This is a genomic window from Streptosporangium nanhuense, from assembly GCF_059358815.1.
Window position 1 is genome coordinate 92,021 of record NZ_JCADBG010000004.1, and the last position, 22,698, is coordinate 114,718.

Annotated in this window: 21 protein-coding genes; 14 read left to right on the forward strand and 7 right to left on the reverse strand. The window is 72.1% G+C overall.

Annotation, left to right across the window (positions count from 1 at the left end; genetic code table 11):
• Positions 1-58: 58 nt before the first annotated feature.
• Complete coding sequence (locus AC5L38_RS10320; RefSeq protein WP_329090742.1) at positions 59-250, forward strand: tail-anchor membrane protein; 192 nt, start codon at positions 59-61, stop codon at positions 248-250.
• Positions 251-386: 136 nt separating this feature from the next.
• Here AC5L38_RS10320 and AC5L38_RS10325 read toward each other — a convergent pair whose 3' ends face one another.
• Both AC5L38_RS10325 and AC5L38_RS10330 read right to left on the reverse strand, forming a co-directional pair.
• The gene (locus AC5L38_RS10325) at positions 387-695 is read right to left on the reverse strand and encodes a DUF3817 domain-containing protein (protein WP_495242531.1); all 309 of its coding nucleotides are present in this window, start codon (positions 693-695) and stop codon (positions 387-389) included.
• Between the two features lie 29 nt (positions 696-724).
• Positions 725-1,594, reverse strand: a complete 870-nt coding sequence (locus AC5L38_RS10330) for an SURF1 family protein (protein ID WP_495242532.1) — start codon at positions 1,592-1,594, stop codon at positions 725-727.
• A gap of 131 nt (positions 1,595-1,725) precedes the next feature.
• On the opposite strand from AC5L38_RS10330, the gene AC5L38_RS10335 reads away from it, so the two are divergent.
• Positions 1,726-1,902, forward strand: a complete 177-nt coding sequence (locus tag AC5L38_RS10335) for a hypothetical protein (protein ID WP_350971244.1) — start codon at positions 1,726-1,728, stop codon at positions 1,900-1,902.
• Positions 1,903-2,277: 375 nt separating this feature from the next.
• Positions 2,278-3,735, forward strand: coding sequence for a flavin-containing monooxygenase (locus AC5L38_RS10340; RefSeq protein WP_495242533.1), 1,458 nt, complete (start codon positions 2,278-2,280; stop codon positions 3,733-3,735).
• A gap of 85 nt (positions 3,736-3,820) precedes the next feature.
• On the opposite strand, the gene AC5L38_RS10345 is transcribed toward AC5L38_RS10340, so the two are convergent.
• Complete coding sequence (locus AC5L38_RS10345) at positions 3,821-5,575, reverse strand: gamma-glutamyltransferase family protein (RefSeq protein ID WP_495242534.1); 1,755 nt, start codon at positions 5,573-5,575, stop codon at positions 3,821-3,823.
• Positions 5,576-5,705: 130 nt separating this feature from the next.
• Here AC5L38_RS10345 and AC5L38_RS10350 point away from each other — a divergent pair, with 130 nt between their 5' ends.
• From AC5L38_RS10350 to AC5L38_RS10380, 7 genes are all read left to right on the forward strand, one after another.
• Positions 5,706-6,833, forward strand: a complete 1,128-nt coding sequence (locus AC5L38_RS10350; RefSeq protein WP_495242535.1) for a sensor histidine kinase — start codon at positions 5,706-5,708, stop codon at positions 6,831-6,833.
• Positions 6,830-7,477: a response regulator transcription factor gene (locus AC5L38_RS10355; protein WP_495242536.1), complete on the forward strand. Its 648-nt coding sequence runs from the start codon at positions 6,830-6,832 to the stop codon at positions 7,475-7,477. Before AC5L38_RS10350 ends, AC5L38_RS10355 begins: the two co-directional genes overlap by 4 nt.
• A 93-nt stretch (positions 7,478-7,570) precedes the next feature.
• On the forward strand, positions 7,571-8,194 hold the full coding sequence (locus tag AC5L38_RS10360; protein WP_495242537.1) for a Uma2 family endonuclease: 624 nt from the start codon (positions 7,571-7,573) through the stop codon (positions 8,192-8,194).
• 143 nt (positions 8,195-8,337) lie between these two features.
• Complete coding sequence (locus AC5L38_RS10365) at positions 8,338-8,856, forward strand: RNA polymerase sigma factor (RefSeq protein WP_495242538.1); 519 nt, start codon at positions 8,338-8,340, stop codon at positions 8,854-8,856.
• The gene (locus AC5L38_RS10370; protein WP_495242539.1) at positions 8,853-10,061 is read left to right on the forward strand and encodes a TolB-like translocation protein; all 1,209 of its coding nucleotides are present in this window, start codon (positions 8,853-8,855) and stop codon (positions 10,059-10,061) included. The genes AC5L38_RS10365 and AC5L38_RS10370 overlap by 4 nt, the downstream gene beginning before the upstream one ends.
• A gap of 150 nt (positions 10,062-10,211) precedes the next feature.
• Complete coding sequence (locus AC5L38_RS10375) at positions 10,212-11,258, forward strand: sulfite exporter TauE/SafE family protein (RefSeq protein WP_495242540.1); 1,047 nt, start codon at positions 10,212-10,214, stop codon at positions 11,256-11,258.
• A 114-nt stretch (positions 11,259-11,372) separates the two neighbouring features.
• Positions 11,373-12,824 carry a tetratricopeptide repeat protein gene (locus tag AC5L38_RS10380; RefSeq protein WP_495242541.1) on the forward strand — a complete coding sequence of 484 codons (1,452 nt, stop codon included), beginning with the start codon at positions 11,373-11,375 and terminating at the stop codon, positions 12,822-12,824.
• Between the two features lie 71 nt (positions 12,825-12,895).
• Here the strand turns inward: AC5L38_RS10380 and ald are convergent, their stop codons facing one another.
• Both ald and AC5L38_RS10390 read right to left on the reverse strand, forming a co-directional pair.
• Positions 12,896-14,011, reverse strand: a complete 1,116-nt coding sequence (ald, locus tag AC5L38_RS10385; protein WP_495242542.1) for an alanine dehydrogenase — start codon at positions 14,009-14,011, stop codon at positions 12,896-12,898.
• A gap of 229 nt (positions 14,012-14,240) precedes the next feature.
• Positions 14,241-15,635: an aspartate aminotransferase family protein gene (locus AC5L38_RS10390; protein WP_495242543.1), complete on the reverse strand. Its 1,395-nt coding sequence runs from the start codon at positions 15,633-15,635 to the stop codon at positions 14,241-14,243.
• 281 nt (positions 15,636-15,916) lie between these two features.
• Between AC5L38_RS10390 and AC5L38_RS10395 the strand changes: the two genes are divergently transcribed.
• Positions 15,917-17,263: a M20/M25/M40 family metallo-hydrolase gene (locus AC5L38_RS10395; RefSeq protein ID WP_495242544.1), complete on the forward strand. Its 1,347-nt coding sequence runs from the start codon at positions 15,917-15,919 to the stop codon at positions 17,261-17,263.
• A 101-nt stretch (positions 17,264-17,364) separates the two neighbouring features.
• Here AC5L38_RS10395 and AC5L38_RS10400 read toward each other — a convergent pair whose 3' ends face one another.
• Positions 17,365-18,303 carry a hypothetical protein gene (locus AC5L38_RS10400; protein ID WP_495242545.1) on the reverse strand — a complete coding sequence of 313 codons (939 nt, stop codon included), beginning with the start codon at positions 18,301-18,303 and terminating at the stop codon, positions 17,365-17,367.
• Positions 18,304-18,602: 299 nt separating this feature from the next.
• On the opposite strand from AC5L38_RS10400, the gene AC5L38_RS10405 reads away from it, so the two are divergent.
• Genes AC5L38_RS10405 through AC5L38_RS10415 form a run of 3 tightly spaced genes read left to right on the forward strand, consistent with a single transcriptional unit; the run spans position 18,603 to position 21,928 of the window.
• Positions 18,603-20,441: a substrate-binding and VWA domain-containing protein gene (locus tag AC5L38_RS10405; protein WP_495242546.1), complete on the forward strand. Its 1,839-nt coding sequence runs from the start codon at positions 18,603-18,605 to the stop codon at positions 20,439-20,441.
• Positions 20,441-21,172: a hypothetical protein gene (locus tag AC5L38_RS10410; protein WP_495242547.1), complete on the forward strand. Its 732-nt coding sequence runs from the start codon at positions 20,441-20,443 to the stop codon at positions 21,170-21,172. The genes AC5L38_RS10405 and AC5L38_RS10410 overlap by 1 nt, the downstream gene beginning before the upstream one ends.
• Before the next feature lie 9 nt (positions 21,173-21,181).
• Positions 21,182-21,928, forward strand: coding sequence for a PspA/IM30 family protein (locus AC5L38_RS10415; RefSeq protein WP_495242548.1), 747 nt, complete (start codon positions 21,182-21,184; stop codon positions 21,926-21,928).
• Positions 21,929-22,109: 181 nt separating this feature from the next.
• Here AC5L38_RS10415 and AC5L38_RS10420 read toward each other — a convergent pair whose 3' ends face one another.
• Positions 22,110-22,634 carry a cysteine dioxygenase family protein gene (locus tag AC5L38_RS10420; protein WP_495242549.1) on the reverse strand — a complete coding sequence of 175 codons (525 nt, stop codon included), beginning with the start codon at positions 22,632-22,634 and terminating at the stop codon, positions 22,110-22,112.
• Between the last annotated feature and the right edge of the window lie 64 nt (positions 22,635-22,698).

The window sequence follows — 22,698 nt, forward strand, 5'->3', positions numbered from 1 at the left end:
GGCGACGCACAATGAACTACAGACGGGGCGCCCGCCCCGCGTTCGGAGGATGTTGAGGATGTCGCCCGTCCAGAAGTACGCGATCGGCGCCGGAGCAGTGGTGTTCCTGTCGTGGCTGTTCCTGCCAGGTTTTGTGACGCTGCTGGTCCTCCTGGGCGTCGTGGCCGCCCCGGTCGTCGGCTACCTGATGCTCGACCCCTCACAGCGCGAGCGCCTCAAGCGCTCGCGTCGCCGGGGCCTGGGCCGCTGACGCGGCACGCGACCGCATGCCACGGCACGCCACGGCACGGCACGGCCCGGCCACGCGGAACCCGCGTCTCCGGGCCGGACCGGGGCCGGGCCGCTCAGGCCGGGCCGCTCAGGCCGGGCCGCTCAGGCCGGGCCGCTCAGGTGGCGGTCGCGAGCTCCGACTCCACCCGGCGGGTGACCCTGCGCTCGAACACGAACGAGAGCAGCGGCACGGTGCCCGCGAGCATCACCCCCAGGATGTACGACCACGTCCAGCGCGCCTTCATGCCCAGGTTCATCGTGGCCACGAGATAGAGCATGTAGAGGAAGCCATGGATCGGAGAGACGATCTTCGATGGCCCCTCGATGCCGAAGCCGTACCTGAGCACGATGCAGGTGACCAGGACGAGCAGCATCACGCCGACGATGTAGGCCAGGATGCGAAAGGGCTTGAGAGCGGATTCCACGGTCGGTTACCTCGGTCTTGGGGTTCGGTTCACGGGGCGGTACGGGCTGGTAGGGCGGGAATCTCCGGCTCGGGCTCCGGACCCGTCCCGGCCTCGGGGGCAGCGGTCCCGGGACCGGGGACGGCGTCGGGATCGGGGCCGGAGGGGGCATCGGGGCCGGAGTCGTGCTCGCGGGTGCCGCCGCGCAGCGCGTCTCGGACGAAATGCCACCACATGAAGACCGCGAACAGCCCGAAGATCCACCACTGGGCGGCGTAGGCGAGGTTGCGCCAGGTGAGCCCGCCCGGCTCGGTCGGCGGGGGAACACTCACCGCCCTGGCCGCGATCTCGGGAGCCGGCGACTGGGTGGCGGCCACCACGAACCCGTCGCGCAGCCTCGTCCCCCGCCAGACGTTGATCAGTTCGGCCGACGAGACGGTCAGCACCTGTCCCGGCGGCAGCTGCCGCGTCCGGCGCTGGACGCTGTCGGTGCTCTCCGAGGGCTGCAGGCGCCCGCTCACGGTCACCCTGCCCCCGGCGCCCCCGGCCGGAGCCGTGACGGCGGGATCCCCCGCCGTGGCCACCCAGCCGCGTACGACCGGGATGGAGGTGCCGTCGCCGAGGTCGAGCGGCGCGAGCAGCCACAGGCCCCCGTCGCGCTCGGCCACCAGGAGCTGCTTCGAGGCGTCGAAGGTGCCCTCGGCGGTCACCCGGCGGCTGACCTTGTCGGTCGTCAGGTGCTTCCCGGGCTCGGTGAGGGTGGCGACCGCCACGGGGGCGGGGTCGAGCAGCGACTGCGGCTTGCCCGACTCCTCGAAGACGCCGAGTTGCCACCTGCCCAGCAGCCCGCACACGACGAGGGCTCCGACCGCGAGCAGGTGAAGCACCACCACGCGGGCGGAGAACAGGATGCGGAGCATGACACCACGCTATCCGCCCCCGCGGCCGGTCCCGCCCCCAGCACCCGCCCTTGGCCGGGCGCCGGACTTCCTTCCCGTGAAAGTGGACAAATCAGTGTTGGAAGGCATGCCGTATCGCTAAAGTCATCCCCATGTCTGATCCTCAGCCGATTGACCCCGCGGGCAACACCCAGGCGTTCCGTGCGTTCGCCCAGCGCAAGGACCCGGAGGCCGCTCCCGAGAAGCGGTCGCTCGCCCTGCCGATCACGGCGGCGGTGGTGGTCGCGGTGCTGGTCGTCGTCGCCGTGGCCGCATACCTGCTGCTCTAACGCTCCGAGGGTCCCCAGCGCCGATGGCATCGCCCTCGGCGCTTTTCGTGTGTCCAGGAGGTCGTGTTCCCGGAGGCCGTGTTCCCGGAGGCCGTGTCCCGGAGACCGGGCTTCCGGAGGCCGGGCTTCCGGAGACCAGGAGGACACCGACCGGTCGGTCCGGAACATTCCGTCACGGCGCGAGGATGGACGGCACGAGAATGGACGGCACTCTCCCCGCTCATTACATTGGACGAATAATCCAATAGAAACGAGTACAGTGACGCTCTCATCACCACGGCCGGGACCGGTGGAGGACTCGCGCCGCCCGAGGGCCCTCGCCGACGAGCTGCCGCCGGGAGAGCCGCGGCGGGCGGCGGGGAGCGAGGAGGCCCGATGAGCACGCACCCCGGGATCACGATCATCGGCTCCGGCTTCGCCGGGCTGGGGATGGCGATCAAGCTCAAGGAAGCCGGTTACCACGACTTCGTCGTCCTGGAGAAGGCCGGCGACCTGGGCGGGACCTGGCGCGACAACACCTACCCCGGCTGCGCCTCCGACGTCCCCTCGCCCCTGTACTCCTTCTCGTACGAGCTCAACCCCGGCTGGTCGCGGATGTTCTCCCCCCAGGCCGAGATCCAGGACTACCTGCGGGCCTGCGTCGAGAAGTACGGCCTCGCCCCCCACCTGCGCTTCGGCGCGGAGGTCGTCGGGCTGGAGTACGACGACGCGGCGCGCGGCTGGCGGGTGGAGATCGCCGGGGGCGAGATCCTCACCACCAACGCCGTGGTCTCGGGCACCGGCCCGCTGCACGTGCCCTCGCTGCCCGCGATCCCCGGCCGCGAGAGCTTCGCGGGCCCGTCCTTCCACTCGGCCGAGTGGGACCACTCGGTGGACCTCACCGGCAAGCGGGTCGCGGTCATCGGCACCGGCGCGTCGGCGGTCCAGTTCGTCCCGAGGATCGCCGGACAGGTCTCCCGCCTCCACGTCTTCCAGCGCACGCCTCCCTGGATCCACCCCAAGCCCGACTTCCCCTTCTCGTCCCGGGCGAGGCGGCTCCTCGGCCTGCCCGGCGCCACCCGCGCGCTGCGCAACGCGATCTACTGGGCGCTGGAGGGCCGCGCGCTGGGCTTCACCGTCGACCCGCGCCTGATGGGGGCCCAGAGGAAGACGGCGCTGCGCCACCTGGCCGCCCAGGTCCCCGACCCGGCGCTGCGCGCCAAACTCACCCCCGGCTACACGATCGGCTGCAAGCGCGTCCTGATCTCCAGCGACTACTACCCGGCACTGGGCAGGGACAACGTCGAGGTGATCACCGACGAGGTGCGCGAGATCAGGGAGAACTCGATCGTCGACTCCACCGGCAGGGAGATCGAGATCGACGTGCTCGTCTACGGCACCGGCTTCAGGACCGTCTCCGCGCTGAACGAGCGCCGGATCGTCGGCAGGAACGGCAGGAGCATCCAGGACGCCTGGAAGGACGGCGTGCGGGCCTACTACGGCATCACCGTCGCCGGGTTCCCGAACCTGTTCCTCCTGCTCGGTCCCAACACCGGCCTGGGCCACAACTCGGTCGTCTTCATGATCGAATCCCAGGTCCGGTACGTCCTCGACTGCCTGCGCCTGCTGTCCAGGACGAGGGCCAGGGCCCTGGACGTCCGCCCCGAGGCGCAGAACGCCCACAACGACCGCCTCCAGAGCCGCCTGAGCCGCCGCGTCTGGAACACGGGCGGCTGCGGCAGCTGGTACCTCGACGAGCACGGCGTCAACAGGGCCATCTGGCCGGGCTTCACCTTCGAGTACTGGGCACGCACCCGCACGCCGAACCGCGCGGCCTACGAGCTGATCCCCTGACCCGCTGGCCCGCCGGCCCGCCGGCCGTTCCCGGCGACGCGGTCGGAACCGCGCCGCCGGGGTCGGCACCGCACGGGCGGGGGTCCTACCTGCGCCCGCTCACCACCAGCGCGCTGCCGCCGCCGCGGCGGGTCGGCTCCGCGACCGCCTGGAGCTTTCCGTGCCGCAGGAACTCGACCGCCGTGGCCGCGCCGATCTCGGGGTTCAGCACGAGGCTGTGGCCCCGGGCGGTGAGCTCGGCGCCGTAGCGGTCGATGAAGCCCTGCTCGGCCTGGGTCTGGGCGGTGTTGCGCTGGGTGGCCCGGGGCGCGGCGAGCGCCTCGGGGAGCGACATGCCGAGATCCCAGCGGTTGACCAGGATCTGCAGCACGGTGGTGATGATCGTCGAGCCGCCGGGGGAACCCAGCGCGAGCAGCGGCCTGCCGTCGTCCAGGACGATCGTCGGCGCCATCGAGGAGCGGGGCCGCTTGCCCGGCGCGGGCAGGTTCGGGTCGCCGGGAGCCGGGCCGAAGGTGAAGTCGGTCAGCTCGTTGTTGAGCAGGAAGCCCCGGCCGGGGACGACGATGCCGTTGCCGCCGGTCGACTCGATGGTGATGTTGTAGGCGACCACGTTGCCCCACCGGTCCGTGACCACCAGGTGGGTGGTCTCCGGTCCCTCGGGAGCCGACGGGGTGGCCTCCGCCGAGGGCGCGGGCGCGCACGGCCCGTACGTCCCGTCGGGGTTGCCCGGCGCGGCCGGGCTCGTCAGCGCCCGCTCGCCGATCAGGCAGGCGCGCTCCTTGGCGAACCCGTCGGACAGCAGTTCCTTGAGCGGGACGCCCGGGATGTCGCCCACGTACCTGCCCCGGTCGGCGAAGGAGAGCCTGGACGCCTCCAGGTACTCGTGCTCGCCGACCTCCGGCAGGGCCTCAAGGATGTTGAGCGCCTCGCCGACCGTCGATCCCCCCGAGGACGGCGGCGCCATGCCGTACACGTCCATGCCCTTGTACGTCACCTTCGTGGGCGGCCGTTCGAGCGCCCGGTAGGCCTTCAGGTCGGGCAGTTCCATCAGCCCCGGCCGCACGTTGCGGGTGGAGCCCGGGGTGACCGGCGGCTTCTTGACGGTGGCCACGACCTCGGCGCCCAGCGATCCGCCGTACAGCCACTCGCCGCCCTGCCTGCCGAGCCTGCGGTAGGTGTCGGCCAGCTCGGGGTTGCGGAAGGTGGAGCCGACCGGCGGCGGGGCACCGCCCGGCAGGTAGAGCTTGGCCGTGGAGGTGAAGTCCTTGAAACGGGCGGCGTTGGCGGCGGTCTGGTCGTAGAAGGTCTGGTCGACCTTGAACCCCTCGGACGCGACCTCGATCGCGGGCCTCAGCGCCTGGCGCAGCGAGAGCGTGCCGAACCTGCGCAGCGCCAGCTCCCACTGGGCCACGCTGCCGGGCACCCCCGCGGACAGCCCGCTGGTCACGGCCTCCTCGAACGGGATGCCCTCCAGCGAGGTGGGCCCCATCGCCTTCGGCGCGGTCTCCCGGCCGTCGATCGTGTGGACCTTCTTGCGGCGCGCGTCGTAGTAGACGATGAACCCGCCCCCGGCCAGCCCGGCCGAGTAGGGCTCGGTCACGCCCAGGGTGGCCGCGGCGGCGACCGCCGCGTCCATGGCGTTGCCGCCCGCGCGCAGCACGCCCAGCGCGGCCTCGCTGGCGTCGAGGTCGACGGTCGAGACCGCGCCCCCGTACCCCTCCGCGACCGGTTTCTTCTCGACCCGTGGCGCCTGTGGAGAGGCGGCGGCGGGTTGGACGAGCACTAAGGAACTTCCCACCAGGATCCCCGCCAGGGGGGTGGCGAATCGACGATTGATCATGAGACCTCCCGCAGACAGCTTGACTCAGCCCGTGAGCCTTGTCAGCCCCTTCCCTACCGCGGGGGATGTAGTACCTCATGCCTCACGAGACGGACGCGCTCTTCGGACAGGCGCACGTACAGTGCTGAGCGTGCACGCCAAACCCCGCTGGGCCGAGGTCCTGCTCCCCCTGGTCACGGGAGTCTTCCAAGGTGCGGCCACTCGCGGCGTGCAGTGGTGGCAGGTCCACGACCCCGGCATGCTCAGGGTTCCGCTCGACCCGCTGGGCTGCGCGCTCGTGCTGGCCGGACCCCTGGCCCTGATCGTACGCCGCCGCCACCCGGTGCTCTGCCTGGCGGTCGCGGCGGGCTCGACCCTGGTCTTCGTCGGTCTCGGCTACCCCTACGGCCCGGCCTTCCTCAGCCCGATCATCGCGTTCCACACCGCCGTGGTGAGCGGCCACCGGCGGGCGGCCTGGTCGATATGGGGCCTGGCCTACGTGTTCCTCGTGGTCTACACGTCCTGGCTCGCCCCCGTCCGTACGCCCGGCTGGCTCCACGACCTCACGGTGGGCGCGCTGATGGGCCTGATCCTGGTGGTGGCGGAGTTCTCGCGGACCAGGAGGGAGCGGCTGGCCGAGCGCGAGCGGGTGAAGGAGGAGGAGCTGCGGCGGCAGGCCAGCGAGGAGCGGCTGACCATGGCCCAGGAGCTGCACGACGTGCTCGCACACAACATCTCCCTCATCCACGTGCAGGCGTCCACCGCGCTGCACCTCATCGACGACCGGCCAGAGCAGGCGCGGACCGCGCTCACCACGATCAAGCAGGCGTCCAAGGACGTGCTGACCGAGATGCGGTCGGTGCTCAACGTCCTGCGCGACGGCGCCCCCCGCTCCCCCACCGCCGGGCTGGACCGGCTCGACGAGCTCGTCGAGCGCAGCGGGCTGCCGGTCACCAAGGAGATCGTCGGCGAGGCGGGGCCGCTGCCCCCGGAGATCGACCGGGCCGGGTACCGCATCGTGCAGGAGGCCCTCACCAACGTCACCCGGCACGCCCCCGGCGCGTCGGTCACGGTCGTGCTCGGCTACGAGCCCCGCGCGCTGACCGTCCGGGTCACCGACTCCGGCGGCGACGCCCCCGGGGAGAGCCTGGGCGGCGGGAACGGCGTCCCCGGCATGCGGGAGCGTGCCGCCGCCCTCGGGGGGACGCTCACCGCCACGCACCACGGCCGGGGCTTCCGCGTCGAGGCCCGGCTGCCGATCCCGGAGGAACCCCGATGATCAAGATTGTCCTCGCCGACGACCAGGCCCTCGTGCGGGCCGGGTTCCGTGCCCTGCTGGACGCGCAGCCGGGGATGACCGTGGTGGGCGAGGCCGCCGACGGGGCGCAGGCCCTGCGGCTGGCCGCCCAGCACCGGCCGGACGTGGTCCTGATGGACATCCGCATGCCCGGCATGGACGGGCTGACCGCCACCCGCGAGATGCCCCCCGGGCCGAGGATCATCATCCTGACGACCTTCGAGCTGGACGAGTACGTCTTCGAGGCCCTGCGCGGCGGTGCCAGCGGCTTCCTGGTCAAGGACACCGAACCGGCCGAGCTCATCCAGGCCGTCCGGGTGGTGGCCGAGGGCGACGCCCTGCTCTCCCCCGGCGTGACCCGCCGCCTGATCTCCGAGTACGCGACCCGGGCCAAGGAACCGCGCCACACCCGCGACCTCGGCCTGCTCACCGACCGCGAGCGCGAGGTCCTCGCCCTGGTCGGCACCGGCATGACCAACGACGAGATCGCGGGCGCGCTCTTCATGAGCCCCGCCACCGCCAAGACCCACGTCAGCCGGACCATGACCAAACTCCACGCCCGCGACCGCGCCCAGCTGGTCGTCATCGCCTACGAATCCGGCATCGTCCGCCCCGGCTGGGTCTGACGTCCCACATCCCGGTAAAAGCTCGCGCCAGCCCGCCCCACTTGCGATACTCAACGTGTTCATCAGAACACGAAGGGACATATCGTCATGGTCATGACATCGCGACGGAGCCACGCCCAGCTGCGCCCCTCCCCCGAGACCTCGTCCCAGCCCCTGCCAGGAACGGCGCGCGAGCTCTTCGACGCGCTCCCGCAGCTTCCAGGGCTGCGGACCGAGATCATCGATGGGAGACTGGTCGTGAGCCCGATGGGCAGCCCCGAACACGCCAGAATCGCGATGCGCCTGTATCGCGCCCTCCTTCCCCTCATCGAGGAGAAGGAGTGGGACGGTTTCAGCGGCAACGTCGACGTCTGCATAGACGGACCGCGTGACCCGGTCGTTCCCGACTTCGTCCTGGCTCCCGCCGACTGCCCGCGCTGGGGCGCCCGCGAGCTGCTCTCCTCCGGTCTCCTCATGGTCGCCGAGATCGTGTCCCCGGGCAGCGTCGTCGACGACCGCGACCGCAAGCCCGTCATCTACGCCTCCGGCGGCGTCCCCGTGATGCTCCTGGTCGACCCCGTGGCCGCGCCCGCCACCGTGACGGTCCTCAGCGACCCCAAGGAGGGCGAGTACCGCACCTCCACCCGGGTCGAGATGGGATCACTCCTCCACCTCCCCGAGCCGATCGGCTTCACCCTCGACACCTCGGTCTTCGCGGAGCCCCGGACCACGCCGTGAGGAGCGGAACGCACGCCACGGGCGGCGGGCAGGACGAGAGCGGACGTCTCCCGGCGGCCTCGGCCGGTCGGGCGGGGGCGCGGATTCCCGATTTCCCGCTCCCGGTGAGGCAGCGGATCGGGGCCGGTGCGCGTTCTTAGGGCATGAACGGTGAGATAGTCGCTCTCGCCTCCACCCCGCCCGGCGCCGAGGCGGTACTGACGAGGCTGTACCGCGAGCACCGGCTCGCCCTGGTGCGCCTGGCAGTGCTGCTGGTCGGCGACCGGGAGGCCGCGGAGGACGTCGTACAGGACGTCTTCTCCAGGTTGCACGGCAAGGATCCCGGAACACTCACCCTGACATACGTCCGCGTCTGCGTGCTGAACGCCTCGCGCTCGGTCCTGCGCAGGCGCGGCGTCGCCGCCAGGGCGGCGCCGGGGCGGCCGGAGGAGCCGGTGGACTCCGCGGAGACGGCCGCGCTGCTGGGCGAGTCACGCCAGGAGATGCTGGCCGCACTCGGCCGGCTGCCCAGGCGGCAGCGCGAGGTCCTCGTCCTGCGCTACTACCTCGACATGTCCAACGCCGACATCGCCCAGGCGACGCGCGTCAGGGAGAGCACCGTGCGGTCCACCGCCTTCAGGGCCCTGGAGCGGCTCGAACGCGAACTGGGGGGCAAGGCATGACCGACATCGAGGACCGCCTCAGGGACGCGCTGGCCGCGAAGGCCGGGAGCGTGCGGGACGACGGGCGGCCCCGGCCCCTGCCCGCGCCGCACAGGCCGTCCGGCGCCAGGTGGTGGATGCCGGTCGCGGTGGCGGCCGCGATCGTGACAGTGGTGGCCGCCACCGTCCTGGGAGCACGTACGATCGCGCCGCCCGCTCCGGCGGTCCCCGCGGTCTCGGCGGTCCCGACGGTTCGGCCGACGCCCCAGGCAAGCTCTTTCGCGCCGCCGGTCAAGCAGGTGTGGCCGGGCGCGGTGCACGAGATCCCGACGGCGGCGCCGGGCGGCCGGGTGTTCACCCCGGACGTGTTCGTCACCGACCGGGTCGTGGCCGGGCGGGGGCTCACCAGGAACCGGCTCGACGGGATCTGGTCCTACGACGTCGACGGGCGGAGATTCACCCGGATCGCGGCGCTCAAGGACCTGAACGTGATGAACGCGCCGCTGGTCTTCGGCGACGGCTACCTGGCGTGGTCCGCACTCCGCGGCCGCGTGACGGAGATATGGGCGGTGCCGGTCACGGGCGGCGTCCCGCGGCGGATCGCCTCGGTCGCGGCCGTGCTGACCGACGACAACAGTTACCACGGGATCGACCTGGCCATCGCCGGCGGCATGGCCGTGTGGTCGCCGAGCAACAGCGGCGGCGTCTACCGGGCCCCGCTGACGGGCGGGAAGGCGTCCCTGGTCGACGGCACGAGAGGCTCCCACCTGGTCGACTGGCCGTGGGCCGGGTGGCCCGAGCCTGACGCGATGGGCCATTCCGTCGGCCGCCCGATGGAGCACCTGAGGAACGTGCTCACCGGGGAGACCCGGGACGCGGCCCCGCCCCCGGGAGCGGCGTCGTGGAACGACTGCGGGGTGACGTGGTGCTTCAACGGCGCCGAGGCGTGGAGACGCGACGGAACGGACCGGCACGGGCTGCCGGGGCTGGCCCGCGGGCGTCTCTACTCGGGCCGCTTCGTCCTGCTCCACCAGAAGGAGCGCGGTGGCGGGGGTGCGAGCTCCGTGCACGACGTCGCCACGGGACGCACCGGCCTGCTGTTCCCGGTTCCGACCCGCCGGGGGGACAAGGCCGCTCCCACCCTGTACCTGCACAAGGGCGTGTTCCGGTACCGGTCGGGGCCGGGCACACAGGTCCTCGTCAACCTGAACGCGGCCGGCCGATGAGCTCCGCCGCGACGTGGCGAGCCCCCGGACCCACGGCCGCCTGACACCCGGACCACCGCCAGGAGACCGGAAACCTGTACGCGCGGTAAGGACAGGGTGAGCGCCCGGTACGGAAAGGTCACCTCCGGCCGTTCTCCGGCGAGCTTACGTTTGGTCGGTGGGGATCTGGATGGTCACCGGGGACGTCCGCTGAGCGCGGGACCGGCCGCGCTGTTCGCCGGGGGGCTCGCCGCGGGACTGGTCGCGGGCACGGCCTCGTGCGCGGCCGTGCAGGGCGGCCTGCTCACCGGCCTCACCTCCCGTGACCGCTCGACCGGCTGCGGCGGGCGCGGCAAAACCGGGGCGGGTCCCTCGGGTGTCACAGTCGTCGCGCTGTTCCTCGCCGGGCGCCTCGCCTCCCACCTGGCGGCCGGGGCCCTGCTCGGGCTGGCCGGGGCCGCGGTGCGGCTGGGTCCTCAGACCAGGGCCGCGCTGCTCGTCGCGGCCGGGATCGCGGTCGTGTTCTTCGGGCTCCGCATGTTCGGCCGCGGGCCGGAGGACGGATGCCGTCCGGACACCCGGTCAAGCGGGCGCAGGTTCCCGCGCGGCGTCGCATCCGGGATCGCCGCCCCCGTGCCCAGGGCGCTGGCGCTCGGTGCCGCGACGGTCCTGCTGCCGTGCGGGGTGACGCTCAGCACCGAGATGGTCGCGGTCTCCAGCGGGTCGGCGCTGGGCGGGGCCGCGGTGATGGCGGGGTTCGTGGCGGGGACGGCTCCCGTGTTCGCCCTGCTGGGGCTGGCCCTGCGGCGGGCCGCGACGACCAGGCTGGCGGCGCTGGCGGGGGTCGTCGCGCTGGCGGCGGGCCTGTGGACGATCTCCTCGGGGCTGAGCCTCGGGGGATGGCTCCCCGGATCCGGCGGCCCGGCGATGGCCGCGGCCGGTCCGGCGGAGGCGGCCGTGCGCTCCGGCGGCGTCCAGCGGATCGAGATCCGGGCCACCGGCCACGGGTACCGGCCGGGCGTGGTGACCGTCCGCGCGGGGGTTCCCACCGAGCTCGTCTTCCGCCTCGAGGGCGTCCCCGGCTGTACGCGGACGCTCACGATCGACGGCCGCGACGTGGCCCTGCCCGCCACCGTACGGCTCGGCGCGCGGGAGGCGGGTTCCCTGCGCTACGCCTGCTCGATGGGCATGTACGTGGGATTCGTGCGCTTCGTCTGAGCACCGGGAACCGGGCACCGGAGGGTCGGATCGGTGCGGGAGACGGACCGGCGAACGTACCGGAGAGCGGAAGTCGCGATTACCCTCCGCAACCGAGCGGTTACGTGAAACCCTGTGATCCGTCGGCTGCGCGACGTCGGCGAGGAGGGTGACATGGGGTGGTGGCCCGACGACCCGGAGGCGACCGCGGGGCTGGTGCCCACTCCCCGGAGCACCGAGCACGAGAACGACACGGACGGCGAGACGGTGCTGCTGCTCGCCGCGCACGGCGGTGACGTGCAGGCCGCCCACCAGCTGGGCCGCCACTTCGCGCAGCGGGGCGACCGCTCGGCGGCGCGGCACTGGTGGGAGCGCGCGGCGGCGGCGGGAAACCTCGACAGCGCCTACAACCTGGGAATCTGGCACGAGAAGCACGGCACCCCCGCCGAGGCCGTGCGGTGGTACGAGCTGGCCGCGAACGCCGGGGACGTCGAGGCCGCGGTGAACCTGGCGACCCTCCTGCTGGACCAGCACGGCGACGTCCCCGCCGCCCGCCGGTGGTTCGAGACGGCGGCCGGGGCGGGCTCCCGCGCGGCGACCAGGCGGCTCGCGCTGCTCTGCGAGGACAACGGCGAGGCGAAGGCGGCCGTCGAGTGGCACCGCAGGGCCGCGATGGACGGCGACCTGGCCTCGGCCCACGATCTCGGATTCCTCGCCTACGCCTCCGGCGAGGAGGACGAGACGTTGCGCTGGTGGGAGCTGGCCGCCCGCGGCGGCCATGCCGACGCCGCCTACCACCTGGGGCTGTTCCTCCAGGCCAACCGGGATCCCGAGGGGGCGGAGGCGTTCTTCCGGCTGGCCGCCAGGAACGAGCACCCCGGCGCCGCGTCCCAGCTCGGCGGGATCGCGCTGTCCCTCGGCGACCTGCGCACCGCGCGCGCCTGGTTCGAGCGGGCGGCCTGCACCGGCAGGATCGACGACCAGCGGACGGCCGGGTTCGTGTGCGTGGAGATGAGCGACGCCCAGGGGGCCGGCCACTGGTTCAGCCGGGCCGCGGCGGGCGGCGACCCGGAGGCCGCCTTCAATTTCGGTCTGCTGCTCATCGCCGAGCACAGCGACCTGCAGGGCGGGCAGCACTGGTTCCGCCAGGCGGCACAGGCCGGGCACCACCGGGCCGCGGTCGAGCTGGCCGCGCTGCTGTCGGCCGCGGGGTTCTCCCGCGAGGCGGAGCGGTGGCTGGCCGATCCGCCCTCTCCCCCGTGGGGCCGGACCACCGAGCCCGAGCTCGTCGCCCGCGCCGAGCTGGCCGTGGCCGCCGTCGCCCGGCGAGGTGGCGCGCCCCTGAGGGTCGCCGACCTGACCGAGATCCTCGGCACCTGGGATCTCGTCACCCGGCCGCTGCGCGACCACACCGACGTCACCGCGTGGCTGACCGAGCGGAGCGGGCTGCCCTCGGGCGCGATCGAGCACCTGGCGTCGGTGCGGGCCACGCTGTTGCGCCCCGGCGGCGCCCCCTGGCCGACCCCGGTGGAGATCGAGCACGTCCTGGTCACCGCCCGCGCCCTGCGGTCCGGCCTGTCACCGTGACCGGCGCCGCCCGCCCGCCGGGAACCGTCCGCGTCCCGCGCCGCTGAGGCGCGGGACCCCGGGATCCGGGCTCAGGCGGCGATGACCTCGGAGACCGGCACGTACGGCAGGTCGAGGGCGATGGCGACCTGCTCGTTGGTGAGCCGTCCGGCGTGGGTGTTGAGGCCCAGCGCGAGGGAGGCGTCCCCCTGGAGCGCGGCCTTCCAGCCGAGACCGGCCAGCTTGACCGCGTAGGGCAGCGTGGCGTTGGTCAGCGCGTAGGTGGAGGTGTTGGCGACGGACCCGGGCATGTTGGCCACGCAGTAGAAGATCGAGTTGTGGACCTGGTAGGTCGGCTCGGCGTGCGTGGTCGGGCGGGAGTCCTCGAAGCAGCCGCCCTGGTCGATGGCGATGTCGACGAGCACCGAGCCCGGCTTCATCCGGGAGACCAGCTCGTTGGAGACCAGGGTCGGGGCCTTGGCCCCGGGGATCAGCACGGCGCCGATGACCAGGTCGGCCTCCAGGACCTCCTTCTCGATCGCGTACGAGGTCGAGACGAGGGTCTTGAGGCGGCCCTGGTAGATGGCGTCGACGAAGCGCAGGCGGTCGATGTTGAGGTCGAGGACGGTGACGTCCGCGCCCATGCCGACCGCGATCTGCGCGGCGTTGAGCCCGGAGACGCCCGCGCCGATGACGACGACCTTGGCGGGGGCCACGCCGGGCACGCCGCCGGGCAGCACGCCGCGCCCGCCGTTGAAGCGCATGAGGTTGTAGGCGCCGACCTGCGGGGCGAGCCGGCCCGCGACCTCGGACATCGGGGCGAGCAGCGGCAGGGTGTTGCCGACCTGGACGGTCTCGTACGCGATGCCGGTGACCTGGCGGTCGAGGAGGGCGTCGGTGCACTCGCGGCCGGCCGCGAGGTGCAGGTAGGTGAAGAGCACCTGGCCTGGGCGCATGCGGTGGTACTCCTCCGCGATGGGCTCCTTCACCTTGAGGATCATCTCGGCCTGGCCCCACACCTCGTCGGCGCTGTCGAGGATCTTGGCCCCGGCGAAGAGGTACTCCTCGTCGGTGAGGTGCGAGCCGAGGCCCGCGTCACGCTGGATGTAGACGTCGTGGCCGTGACGGACGAGCTCGTGCACGCCGGCCGGGGTCGCGGCGACGCGGTACTCGTGGTTCTTGACCTCGGCAGGCACGCCGATCTTCATGGGATTTCCTTTCGTCGTTTCGACGGAGTGGCACGGCGAGGCTTTCGCGGGTGCGGTGCGGCCTCACTCCGGCGGACCTGGCGCCGGGAGAGGCCGGGGTGTCGCGTCCCACTGGTCCTGCGGACGGCGACACGAAGGCAGGACGGCACGAGGGGTGCGGCCGCCGGTGGGTACGGCGCGTCCCTCCGGGCCGCCCGTGGCGGTCCGGAGGGGGCGCGGCCGTGCGCGCTCAGAGGCGGCTCCATGCCTCCGTCAGCACCGAGTGGAGGATGGACTCGATCTCGTCGAACTCCTCGGGGCCGCAGATGAGCGGCGGGGCGAGCTGGATGACCGGGTCGCCCCGGTCGTCGGCACGGCAGTACAGGCCGGCCTCGTAGAGGGCGGGGGTGAGGAAGCCCCTGATGAGGCGCTCGGACTCCTCGGCGTCGAAGGTCTCCTTGGTGGCCTTGTCCTTGACGAGCTCGATGCCCCAGAAGTAGCCGGAGCCGCGCACGTCGCCGACGATCGGCAGGTCGCGGAGCTTCTCCAGGGTGGAGCGGAAGACCGGCTCGTTGCGGGTGACGTGGCCGAGCAGGTCCTCCCGCTCGAACAGGTCGAGGTTGGCCAGCGCGACGGCCGAGGACACCGGGTGGCCGCCGAAGGTGTAGCCGTGGGCGAACATCTCGGTGCCGTTCTTGAACGGCTCGAAGAGGCGCTCGGAGGCGATCATGGCCCCGATCGGCGAGTAGCCGCTGGTCATGCCCTTGGCGCAGGTGATGATGTCGGGGACGTAGTCGAACTTCTGCCCGCCGAACATGGTGCCGAGACGGCCGAAGGCGCAGATGACCTCGTCCGAGACGAGCAGGACGTCGTACTCGTCGCAGATCTCGCGCAGGCGCTTGAAGTATCCGGGGGGCGGCGGGAAGCAGCCGCCCGCGTTCTGCACCGGCTCGACGAAGACGGCGGCCACGGTGTCGGGGCCCTCCATCTCGATGGCGCGGGCGACGCGCTCGGCGGCCCAGTAGCCGTACTGCTCGGGCGTCATGCCCGGCACGCCGGTGATCTCGTCGGCACGGTAGTGGTTGGTGTTGGGCACCCTGACGGAACCCGGGACCAGCGGCTCGAACATCTGCTTGAAGGCCGGGATGCCGGTGATCGACAGGGCGCCCTGCGGGGTGCCGTGGTAGGCGATCTGGCGGCTGATGACCTTGTGCTTGAGCGGCTTGCCGGTGATCTTGAAGTACTGCTTGGCGAGTTTCCACGCGCTCTCGACGGCCTCGCCGCCACCGGTGGTGAAGAAGACGCGGTTGAGGTCGCCGGGGGTCTCGGCGGCGAGACGCTGGGCCAGCTCGACGGCCTTGGGGTGGGCGTACGACCACAGCGGGAAGAACGCCAGCTCCTGGGCCTGCTTGGCGGCGGCCTCGGCCAGCTCGCTGCGGCCGTGACCCGCCTGGACCACGAAGAGCCCGGCGAGGCCGTCGAGGTAGCGCTTGCCGTGCACGTCGTAGATGTAGGAGCCCTCACCCCGCACGATGATCGGCACCTCGGCGCCCTCGTAGGAGCTGTGCCGGGTGAAGTGCATCCACAGGTTGTCCTGCGCGGCCTTCATGAGCGAGGTCACGTCGGTGTTTTCAGGGTGCGTCATCACGATCTTCCCTCGTTGAGCTGAGCTTCCAACAGTCTGCCTGCCAGAACAGCTCTTGCCAAGTGAAAACGTGGCATTAAAGTACGAGAACCTCGGAATCCGCAAAACCCTCATGTAACAACGACGAAATCCGCGATCAGCCGAGAAGAGCGCCGGATCATTGCCCAAACCCCGGTTCCACTTGGCGGAACCCTGGCGTGCTGGAATCGTGCGCGAGAGCGGCCGTACCTGCGGTTGTGATCCAATAGGACGCACCAGATATTGAGATGCGAGGGAAAGTCGTGACTCCTGACGAGATCGAGAACGCCGTCACCGCCGGCATGCCCCAGGCGGTGGCGGACCTCAAAAGGCTCGTCTCCATCCCCTCGGTGGCCTTTCCCGGCCATCCCGAGGAGCCGGTGCACGCGGCCGCCGCGGTGACCGAGGAGCTGCTGCGCAGCACCGGCCTGCCGCGCGTCCAGCAGATCCCCGTCGAGGGCAGCTTCCCCGCCGTCTACGCCGAGGCCCCCGCCCCGCCCGGCGCGCCGACCGTGCTCCTGTACGCGCACTACGACGTGCAGCCCACCGGCGATCTCGCGCTCTGGCGCACCCCGCCCTTCGAGCCGACGGAGGTCGACGGCGCGATCCACGGCCGTGGCGCGGCCGACGACAAGTCGGGCGTCATCTCCCACGTCGCGGCGCTGCGCGCCTTCCAGGGGCGCTTCCCGGTCGGCGTCAAGGTCATCATCGAGGGCCAGGAGGAGTACGCCGGCGAGCGCCTGGAGTCCTTCGTCGAGCACAACCCCGAGCTGTTCCGCGCCGACGCGATCGTGGTCGCCGACACCGGCAACCCCCGGGTGGGCGACCCGGCGGTGACGACCTCGCTGCGCGGCATGGGCGCCTTCACCGTCGAGGTGCGCACCCTCAAGGAGTCGCTGCACAGCGGCTCGTTCGGCGGCGCCGCCCCCGACGCCCTCGCGGCGCTGATCCGGATGCTGGCCGCCCTGCACGACGACCACGGCGACATCCGCGTCCCCGGCCTGCCGCGCGGCAGCTTCCTGGGCTCGGGCCCCTCCGAGGAGGACTTCCGCTCCACCGCGGGCATCCTCGACGGCGTCTCCGCGATCGGCTCCGGCTCGCTGGCCGACCGGCTGTGGGCCTCGTACGCGATCACGGTCACCGGCCTGGACGTGCCGACGGTCTCCGGCGCCATCAACGCCGTCCAGGCCGTCGCCAGGGCCCGGGTGACCGTGCGGGTGCCCCCGGCCGGTGACCCGAAGACCACCGTCGAGGCCGTCGTCGACTTCCTGCGGCAGGTCGCCCCCTGGGGTGTCCAGGTGGAGGTCGGCGACTACACCATGGGCTCCGGCTACCTGGCCGACACCGGCGGCGCGGCCCGTTCCGCGCTGAACCGGGCGATGGAACGTGCCTTCGGCCGTCCCCCGCGCGACGTCGGCGCCGGTGGCTCGATCCCGCTCGTCTCCACCTTCGTCAGGCAGTTCCCCGCCGCCACGATCCTGCTCTTCGGCGCCGAGGACGACGACGCGGCGATCCACGCCCCCAACGAGCGGGTGAACATCGAGGAGCTCCGCCGCACCGCCACCGCCGAGGCGCTCTTCCTTCAGGAGTACGGCTCCGCGGCGTTCTGACGACCGGGCGCGAAGGCGGCAGGGTGCGGGCAGGGTACGGGCAGGTGCGCCGGTGATGCCTTCGGCGCGCCCTGGCTCACACCTGGCGGCCACCTGGCGGCTCACACCGGGTCGACGAAGACCAGGGGCAGCTTCAGCCACATGTCGACGCTCACCTTGCCGCAGGCTCCCGGGCTGCACCAGGAGTCGCAGTTCGCCCAGGCGCCGATCGTGACCGTGTAGGGACGGTCGGCCTCCATCAGGAAGCCGATCTTGAGCTCGGCGGGCGCGTAGCCTCCGTCCCAGCTCTCGACGGGCGCCCCGCCGCTGATGCTCCCGTTGGAGATCTGCGTGGTGGAGAAGCCGACGACCGGGTTGCCGTCCTGCCAGACCCCCATCTCCAGCCCCCAGCGGAACCACGCCTCCCCGTCGCCCCAGAAGCTCGTCGGCCCCTCCAGCCTGGTCTGGTACTCGTACCTCATGAAGGGCCGCACCTCGACCGTGGTGGCGGTCCGCGCCCGCAGGACGAGGTTGAAGCCGTACGCCCCGTAGGCGTAGTCGGGTTCCCCGTCGATGGACTGCACCCGAAGGGCGTACTCGTCGGCCGGCTCGTGGCCGTACACGAGGGACCCCCAGGTGTTTCCGATCTCCCAGTGTCCGTACGACTGCCCGGTGAAGGCCAGTGTCTCCCCGCCCGGCACGATCTCCGAGCCGGCCATCGCGTCGAACGACGACCGGGACGCGTGCCGCCTGTCCGGCGGCGAGGCGAGGTCGTGCGGTACGGAGGCGGAGCCGTCCGGTGAGGAGGTGGAGTCGTCCGGCTCGCGGGCGGCGAGGAGCCGGGCCGCCTCCCGCCCGGCCTCGTCCTGGGTGACCAGCCGCTGGAGGGTCTCCCCGATCGTCCTTCGCGCGGCCTTGCTCGACACCGCCCGCTCCCGCTGGACCTTCAGCCCGGCCTCGGCCATCTCCTGCCGCGCCCGGGTCGCCTTCCGCGTCTCGGCCTGGACGACCGCCTCGTCGACGACCTCGACGATCCCCCGCCGTTTCCGCGTCTCCTTCACGCCAGTGCCCCTTCCCGTCGTCCGGTGCCCGTTTCGAGAGCTCCAGCGTCGTCCGGGGGCACCGGGTCGCACATGAGTACGTCCGTACTCATCCGGTCCCGGCGTGCTCTGGCTCATCCGGTCCCGGCGTGCTCCGGGCTCACGGCGGGAAGCGAAGGGGTTTCCGGAGTCGCCGCGGGCGGTCCGGGATTCCCCGTACCCCCACTGGTTTCCGAGACTCGCGACGAACTCCGGCCGCGGAGAACTCTCGGGGCGATTCGTTCGTCGGATAAGTACAGACATCCCCCCGGGAGGCAGGGTTGTATCAGCAACCGCAGCGTCGGCGGAGGAACTTCGCCCCGTTCATCGTCGCCGTCATTCTCGCCGGAGCCCTGATCGTCACCCTGCGGATCCTCGTCGGCGCGAACGATCCCGGGGCCAAAGCGGCGGGCGAGGCCACCGAACAGCCCGCCGAACAGCCCACCAAGGTCTGCGAGGGGGGCGTCACCCTGACCGTCGCCGCCTCGTCGGAGAAGGCCGAGCTGCTCAGGACGATCGCCTCCGGCTACAACGGCAGGCGGGTGGGCGGGCACTGCGCCGACGTCGTCGTCGAGACCAAGGCGAGCGGCGGCGCCATGCAGGCGCTGGCCAGGGGCTGGGACGAGCGCCAGGACGGCCCCCGCCCCGACGTGTGGTCACCCGCCAGCAGCGGCTGGATCACCCTGCTCCAGCAGCGCGCCGCGGCGAACGACTCCGCCTCCCTGGTCGCCGCCGACAACCCGTCGATCGCCAAGACGCCGCTGGTCGTCGCGATGCCCCTGCCGATGGCCCAGGCGCTGGGCTGGCCGGGCAAGAAGCTCGGCTGGTCCGACGTGCTCGCCGTGTCGGCCGGGTCGTGGGCGAAGTACGGCCACCCCGAATGGGGGCGGTTCAAGCTCGGCAAGACCAACCCCAACTTCTCCACCAGCGGCCTGAACGCCACCGTCGGCGCCTACTTCGCGGCGACCGGCCTGTCCGGCGACCTGTCGGAGAGGAACGTGGCCGACGCGAAGGCCAGGGACTTCGTACGGGGCGTGGAACGTTCGATCGTGCACTACGGCGACACGACGCTGACGTTCCTGTCGAACCTCCAGCGGGCCGACGACGCGGGCGCGGGCCTGAGCTACATCTCCGCGGTGGCCGTGGAGGAGAAGTCGGTCTGGGACTACAACCAGGGCAACCCGACCGGTGACCCCGCCACGCTGGGCAAGCACGCCAAGCCCAAGGTGCCGCTGGCGGCGATCTATCCCAAGGAGGGCACGCTCATGTCCGACAACCCGTACGCGGTGCTGAACGCCCCGTGGGTCGACGACGCCAAGCGCGCGGTGGCGGCCGACTTCCTGGCGCACCTCCAGGCTCCGGCGCAGCAGGCCAGGTTCGCCGAGTTCGCCTTCCGCTCGCACGACGGCAAGGCGGGAAAGCTCATCACCCAGGCGAACGGGCTGCTGCCGGCCGAGCCGAGGACGACGCTGAGCCCGCCCGCCCCGAACGTGCTCGACAAGATGCTCACCGGCTGGGCCGACCTGCGCAAACCCGCGAACGTCCTCCTGGTCATGGACGTCTCGGGCTCGATGGGCGCCTCCGTGCCCGGCACCGGCAAGAGCAAGCTCGACCTGGCCAAGCAGGCCGCGATCAACGCGCTGCCCCAGTTCGGCCCGCACGACAAGGTGGGACTGTGGATGTTCTCCACCCAGCGGGACGGCACGAAGGACCACCTGGAGCTGGCTCCGCTGGCCACCGTCGACGCCGCCCAGCGCGAGAAACTGCGCGCCAGGCTCGACGGCCTCACCCCCGACGGCGGCACCGGCCTGTACGACACCGCGCTCGCGGCCCACGAGCAGGTGCGGAAGCTGCGCAGCGGTGACGCGATCAACGCGGTGGTCTTCCTGACCGACGGCAAGAACGAGGACCCCGACAGCCTCTCCCTGGAGAACCTGCTGCCCGACCTGCGTACCGAACCTGGCCAGGAGACGGTGCGGATGTTCACGATCGCCTACGGCCAGGACGCCGACCTCGGCGTGCTGAGGCAGATCTCCGAGGCGACCACCGCCGCCGCGTACGACTCCCGCGAATCCGGAAGCATCGACCAGGTGTTCACCGCGGTGGTGTCCAACTTCTGATGGTACGCCTCGCCGACGAACTCAGGGAACCGTGGGGCCTGCTGCTGGCAGCGACCGCCGGCGGCGCCGCGTGGGCCGTCAGCGTGCACCCGGCCGCCGCCGTGTTCGTGGGCGTGGTCGTCTGGCTGTCCAGGGCGGGCGTCGCGACCCTGCAGGACCGCGGACGCGGCGGCGGGCTCGCCGTCACCCCCGGCAGCCCGGAGGAGTACTGGCTCGACCGGGCCGGATCGGCCGCGCACGGCTTCGGCGAGCTGAGCGCCTCGATGGAGCGTGGCCCGCTGGCCGGGCGGATCGCGCTGATGCGGCCCCGGATCGACGACTCGACCGCCACGCTGCGGCGGCTGGCCGAGCAGGCCTCGCTCACCGGCGTCGCGCTGGCCAGGTTCGACCTCGACGGTCTCGGGCGCGAGCAGGCCAGGCTGACGCGGGCCCGCGAGCGGGCGGGGCGCGGCCTGAGCCAGGACATCGACCGCGCCCTCGCCTCGCTGGCCTCCCAGCGGGCCGTGGTCGAGCGGCTCACCGCGACCCGGGAGCGGGTGCTCGCCCGGATGGAGTCGAGCGCCATCGGCATCGAAGGGCTCCTCGCCCGCCTGGTGGAGCTGTCGGCGGTGTCGGCGAACGGCCCGCTGGAGCCGCTCCGGGTGCTGGACGAGCTCGCCGACACCCTCGAAGGAGTCCGCCAGGGCCTCCACGAGACCGAGCAGATCACGCGCGACGCGCTGGATCGATAAGGAGCCCTCATGTTCAAGGTCATCCGTCGGGCCTGGCGCTATCTCGTCTTCGCCCTCTCCGGGCGGCTGGACGAGCTGTCCGACCCCCGGGTCCAGATCGAGCAGGCCATCCAGGAGGCCAAGGAGCGGCACCGGCGGCTGAGCGAGCAGGCCGCGGCGGTGATCGGCAACGAGCGCGAGCTGGAGATGAGGCTCGCCCGCTCCATGGAGGAGACCGACAGGCTCCAGGCCAACGCCCGCCAGGCTCTCCTGCTGGCCGAGCGGGCCCGTGCCGAGGGCGACGAGCGCAAGGCCCTGTCGTACGAGGACTCGGCCCGTGCCTTCGCCTCGCGCCTGGTGGCGGCGGAGGGCGCGCAGGGGGAGTCGCGGCTGGCGCACGAGCGGGCCGCGCGGGCCTCGGCCCAGGCGCGGGCCGCGGTCGAGACCAACGCGATGGCCCTGCAGAAGAAGATCGCCGAGCGGATGCGCCTGCTCTCCCAGCTCGACCAGGCCAAGGTGCAGGAGGAGCTCAACAGGGCCATGGGCGACCTGTCCGGCCTCACTCCCGCCGACGAGACGCCCACCATGGACGAGGTACGCGACAAGATCGAGAAGCGCTACGCCCGCGCCCTGGGCGAGGCCGAGCTGACCTCCGGCTCCGTGGAGGCCCGGATGATCGAGGTCGAGCGCGCCGCCGCCGACGCCGAGGGCGCCGCCCGCCTGGAGGCCATCAGGAAGAGCCTGGACTCGGACGGCAGGCCCGAGATCGGAAGATGACGGGGGATGGGCCCGGCTCGATCTCGACGGGGAAGCCGGGCCCGTGATCCCCGCTCACCGGACGGGCGGGGCGCGGGACGACCTTGTTCAGCGGGACGGTCCTGGCCGGCGGGACGCTCCTGGCCGACGCGGGACGCTCCCGTTCAGCGGGACGACCCTGGCCGATGCGGGACGCTCCCGTTCAGCGGACGGGCAGCTCGTAGACGCGGCGGACGCTGGTGGGGGCGTCGCCGAGGTCGGCCCCGTAGATGTGCAACGAGATGGCCGTCTCGTCACCCGTGTTGTGGACGCGGTGGATGTCACCGGGCGGGGCGAAGCCGCTCACCTCACCGGTCTGGTTGGCGGCCCTGCCGATCTCGGTCAGGTGGTCGCCGTGGTCGCGGTAGAGGGTCTCGTACTCCACGCCCTGCAGCACGCCGAAGACGCACCACGCGATGTGGTCGTGGATCACGGTCTTCTGTCCGGGCCGCCAGACCACGGCCACGATCGAGAAGTTCTCCTCGGCGTGGAGGGTGTGGCCGACGTAGCGGTCGGGGTCGCCGAGGCGCTCCTCCTCGGTGAGGATCCCGGGGGAAGGCAGCCGTTCACGCAGCAACCCGGCCACGGCGAAGGCCGTGGTCCGAGGGTCGGCGGACGGGTCGACGAGGTCTCGGACCCCGGCGACCAGCTCGGCCAGGCCCGGGCGGGTGAGCGTCAAGGTTGTCATGCTTCAAGGATGCGACAGGGAGATCCATAACGTCTAATGCCCATCTTCCTGGTTATTCATAGAT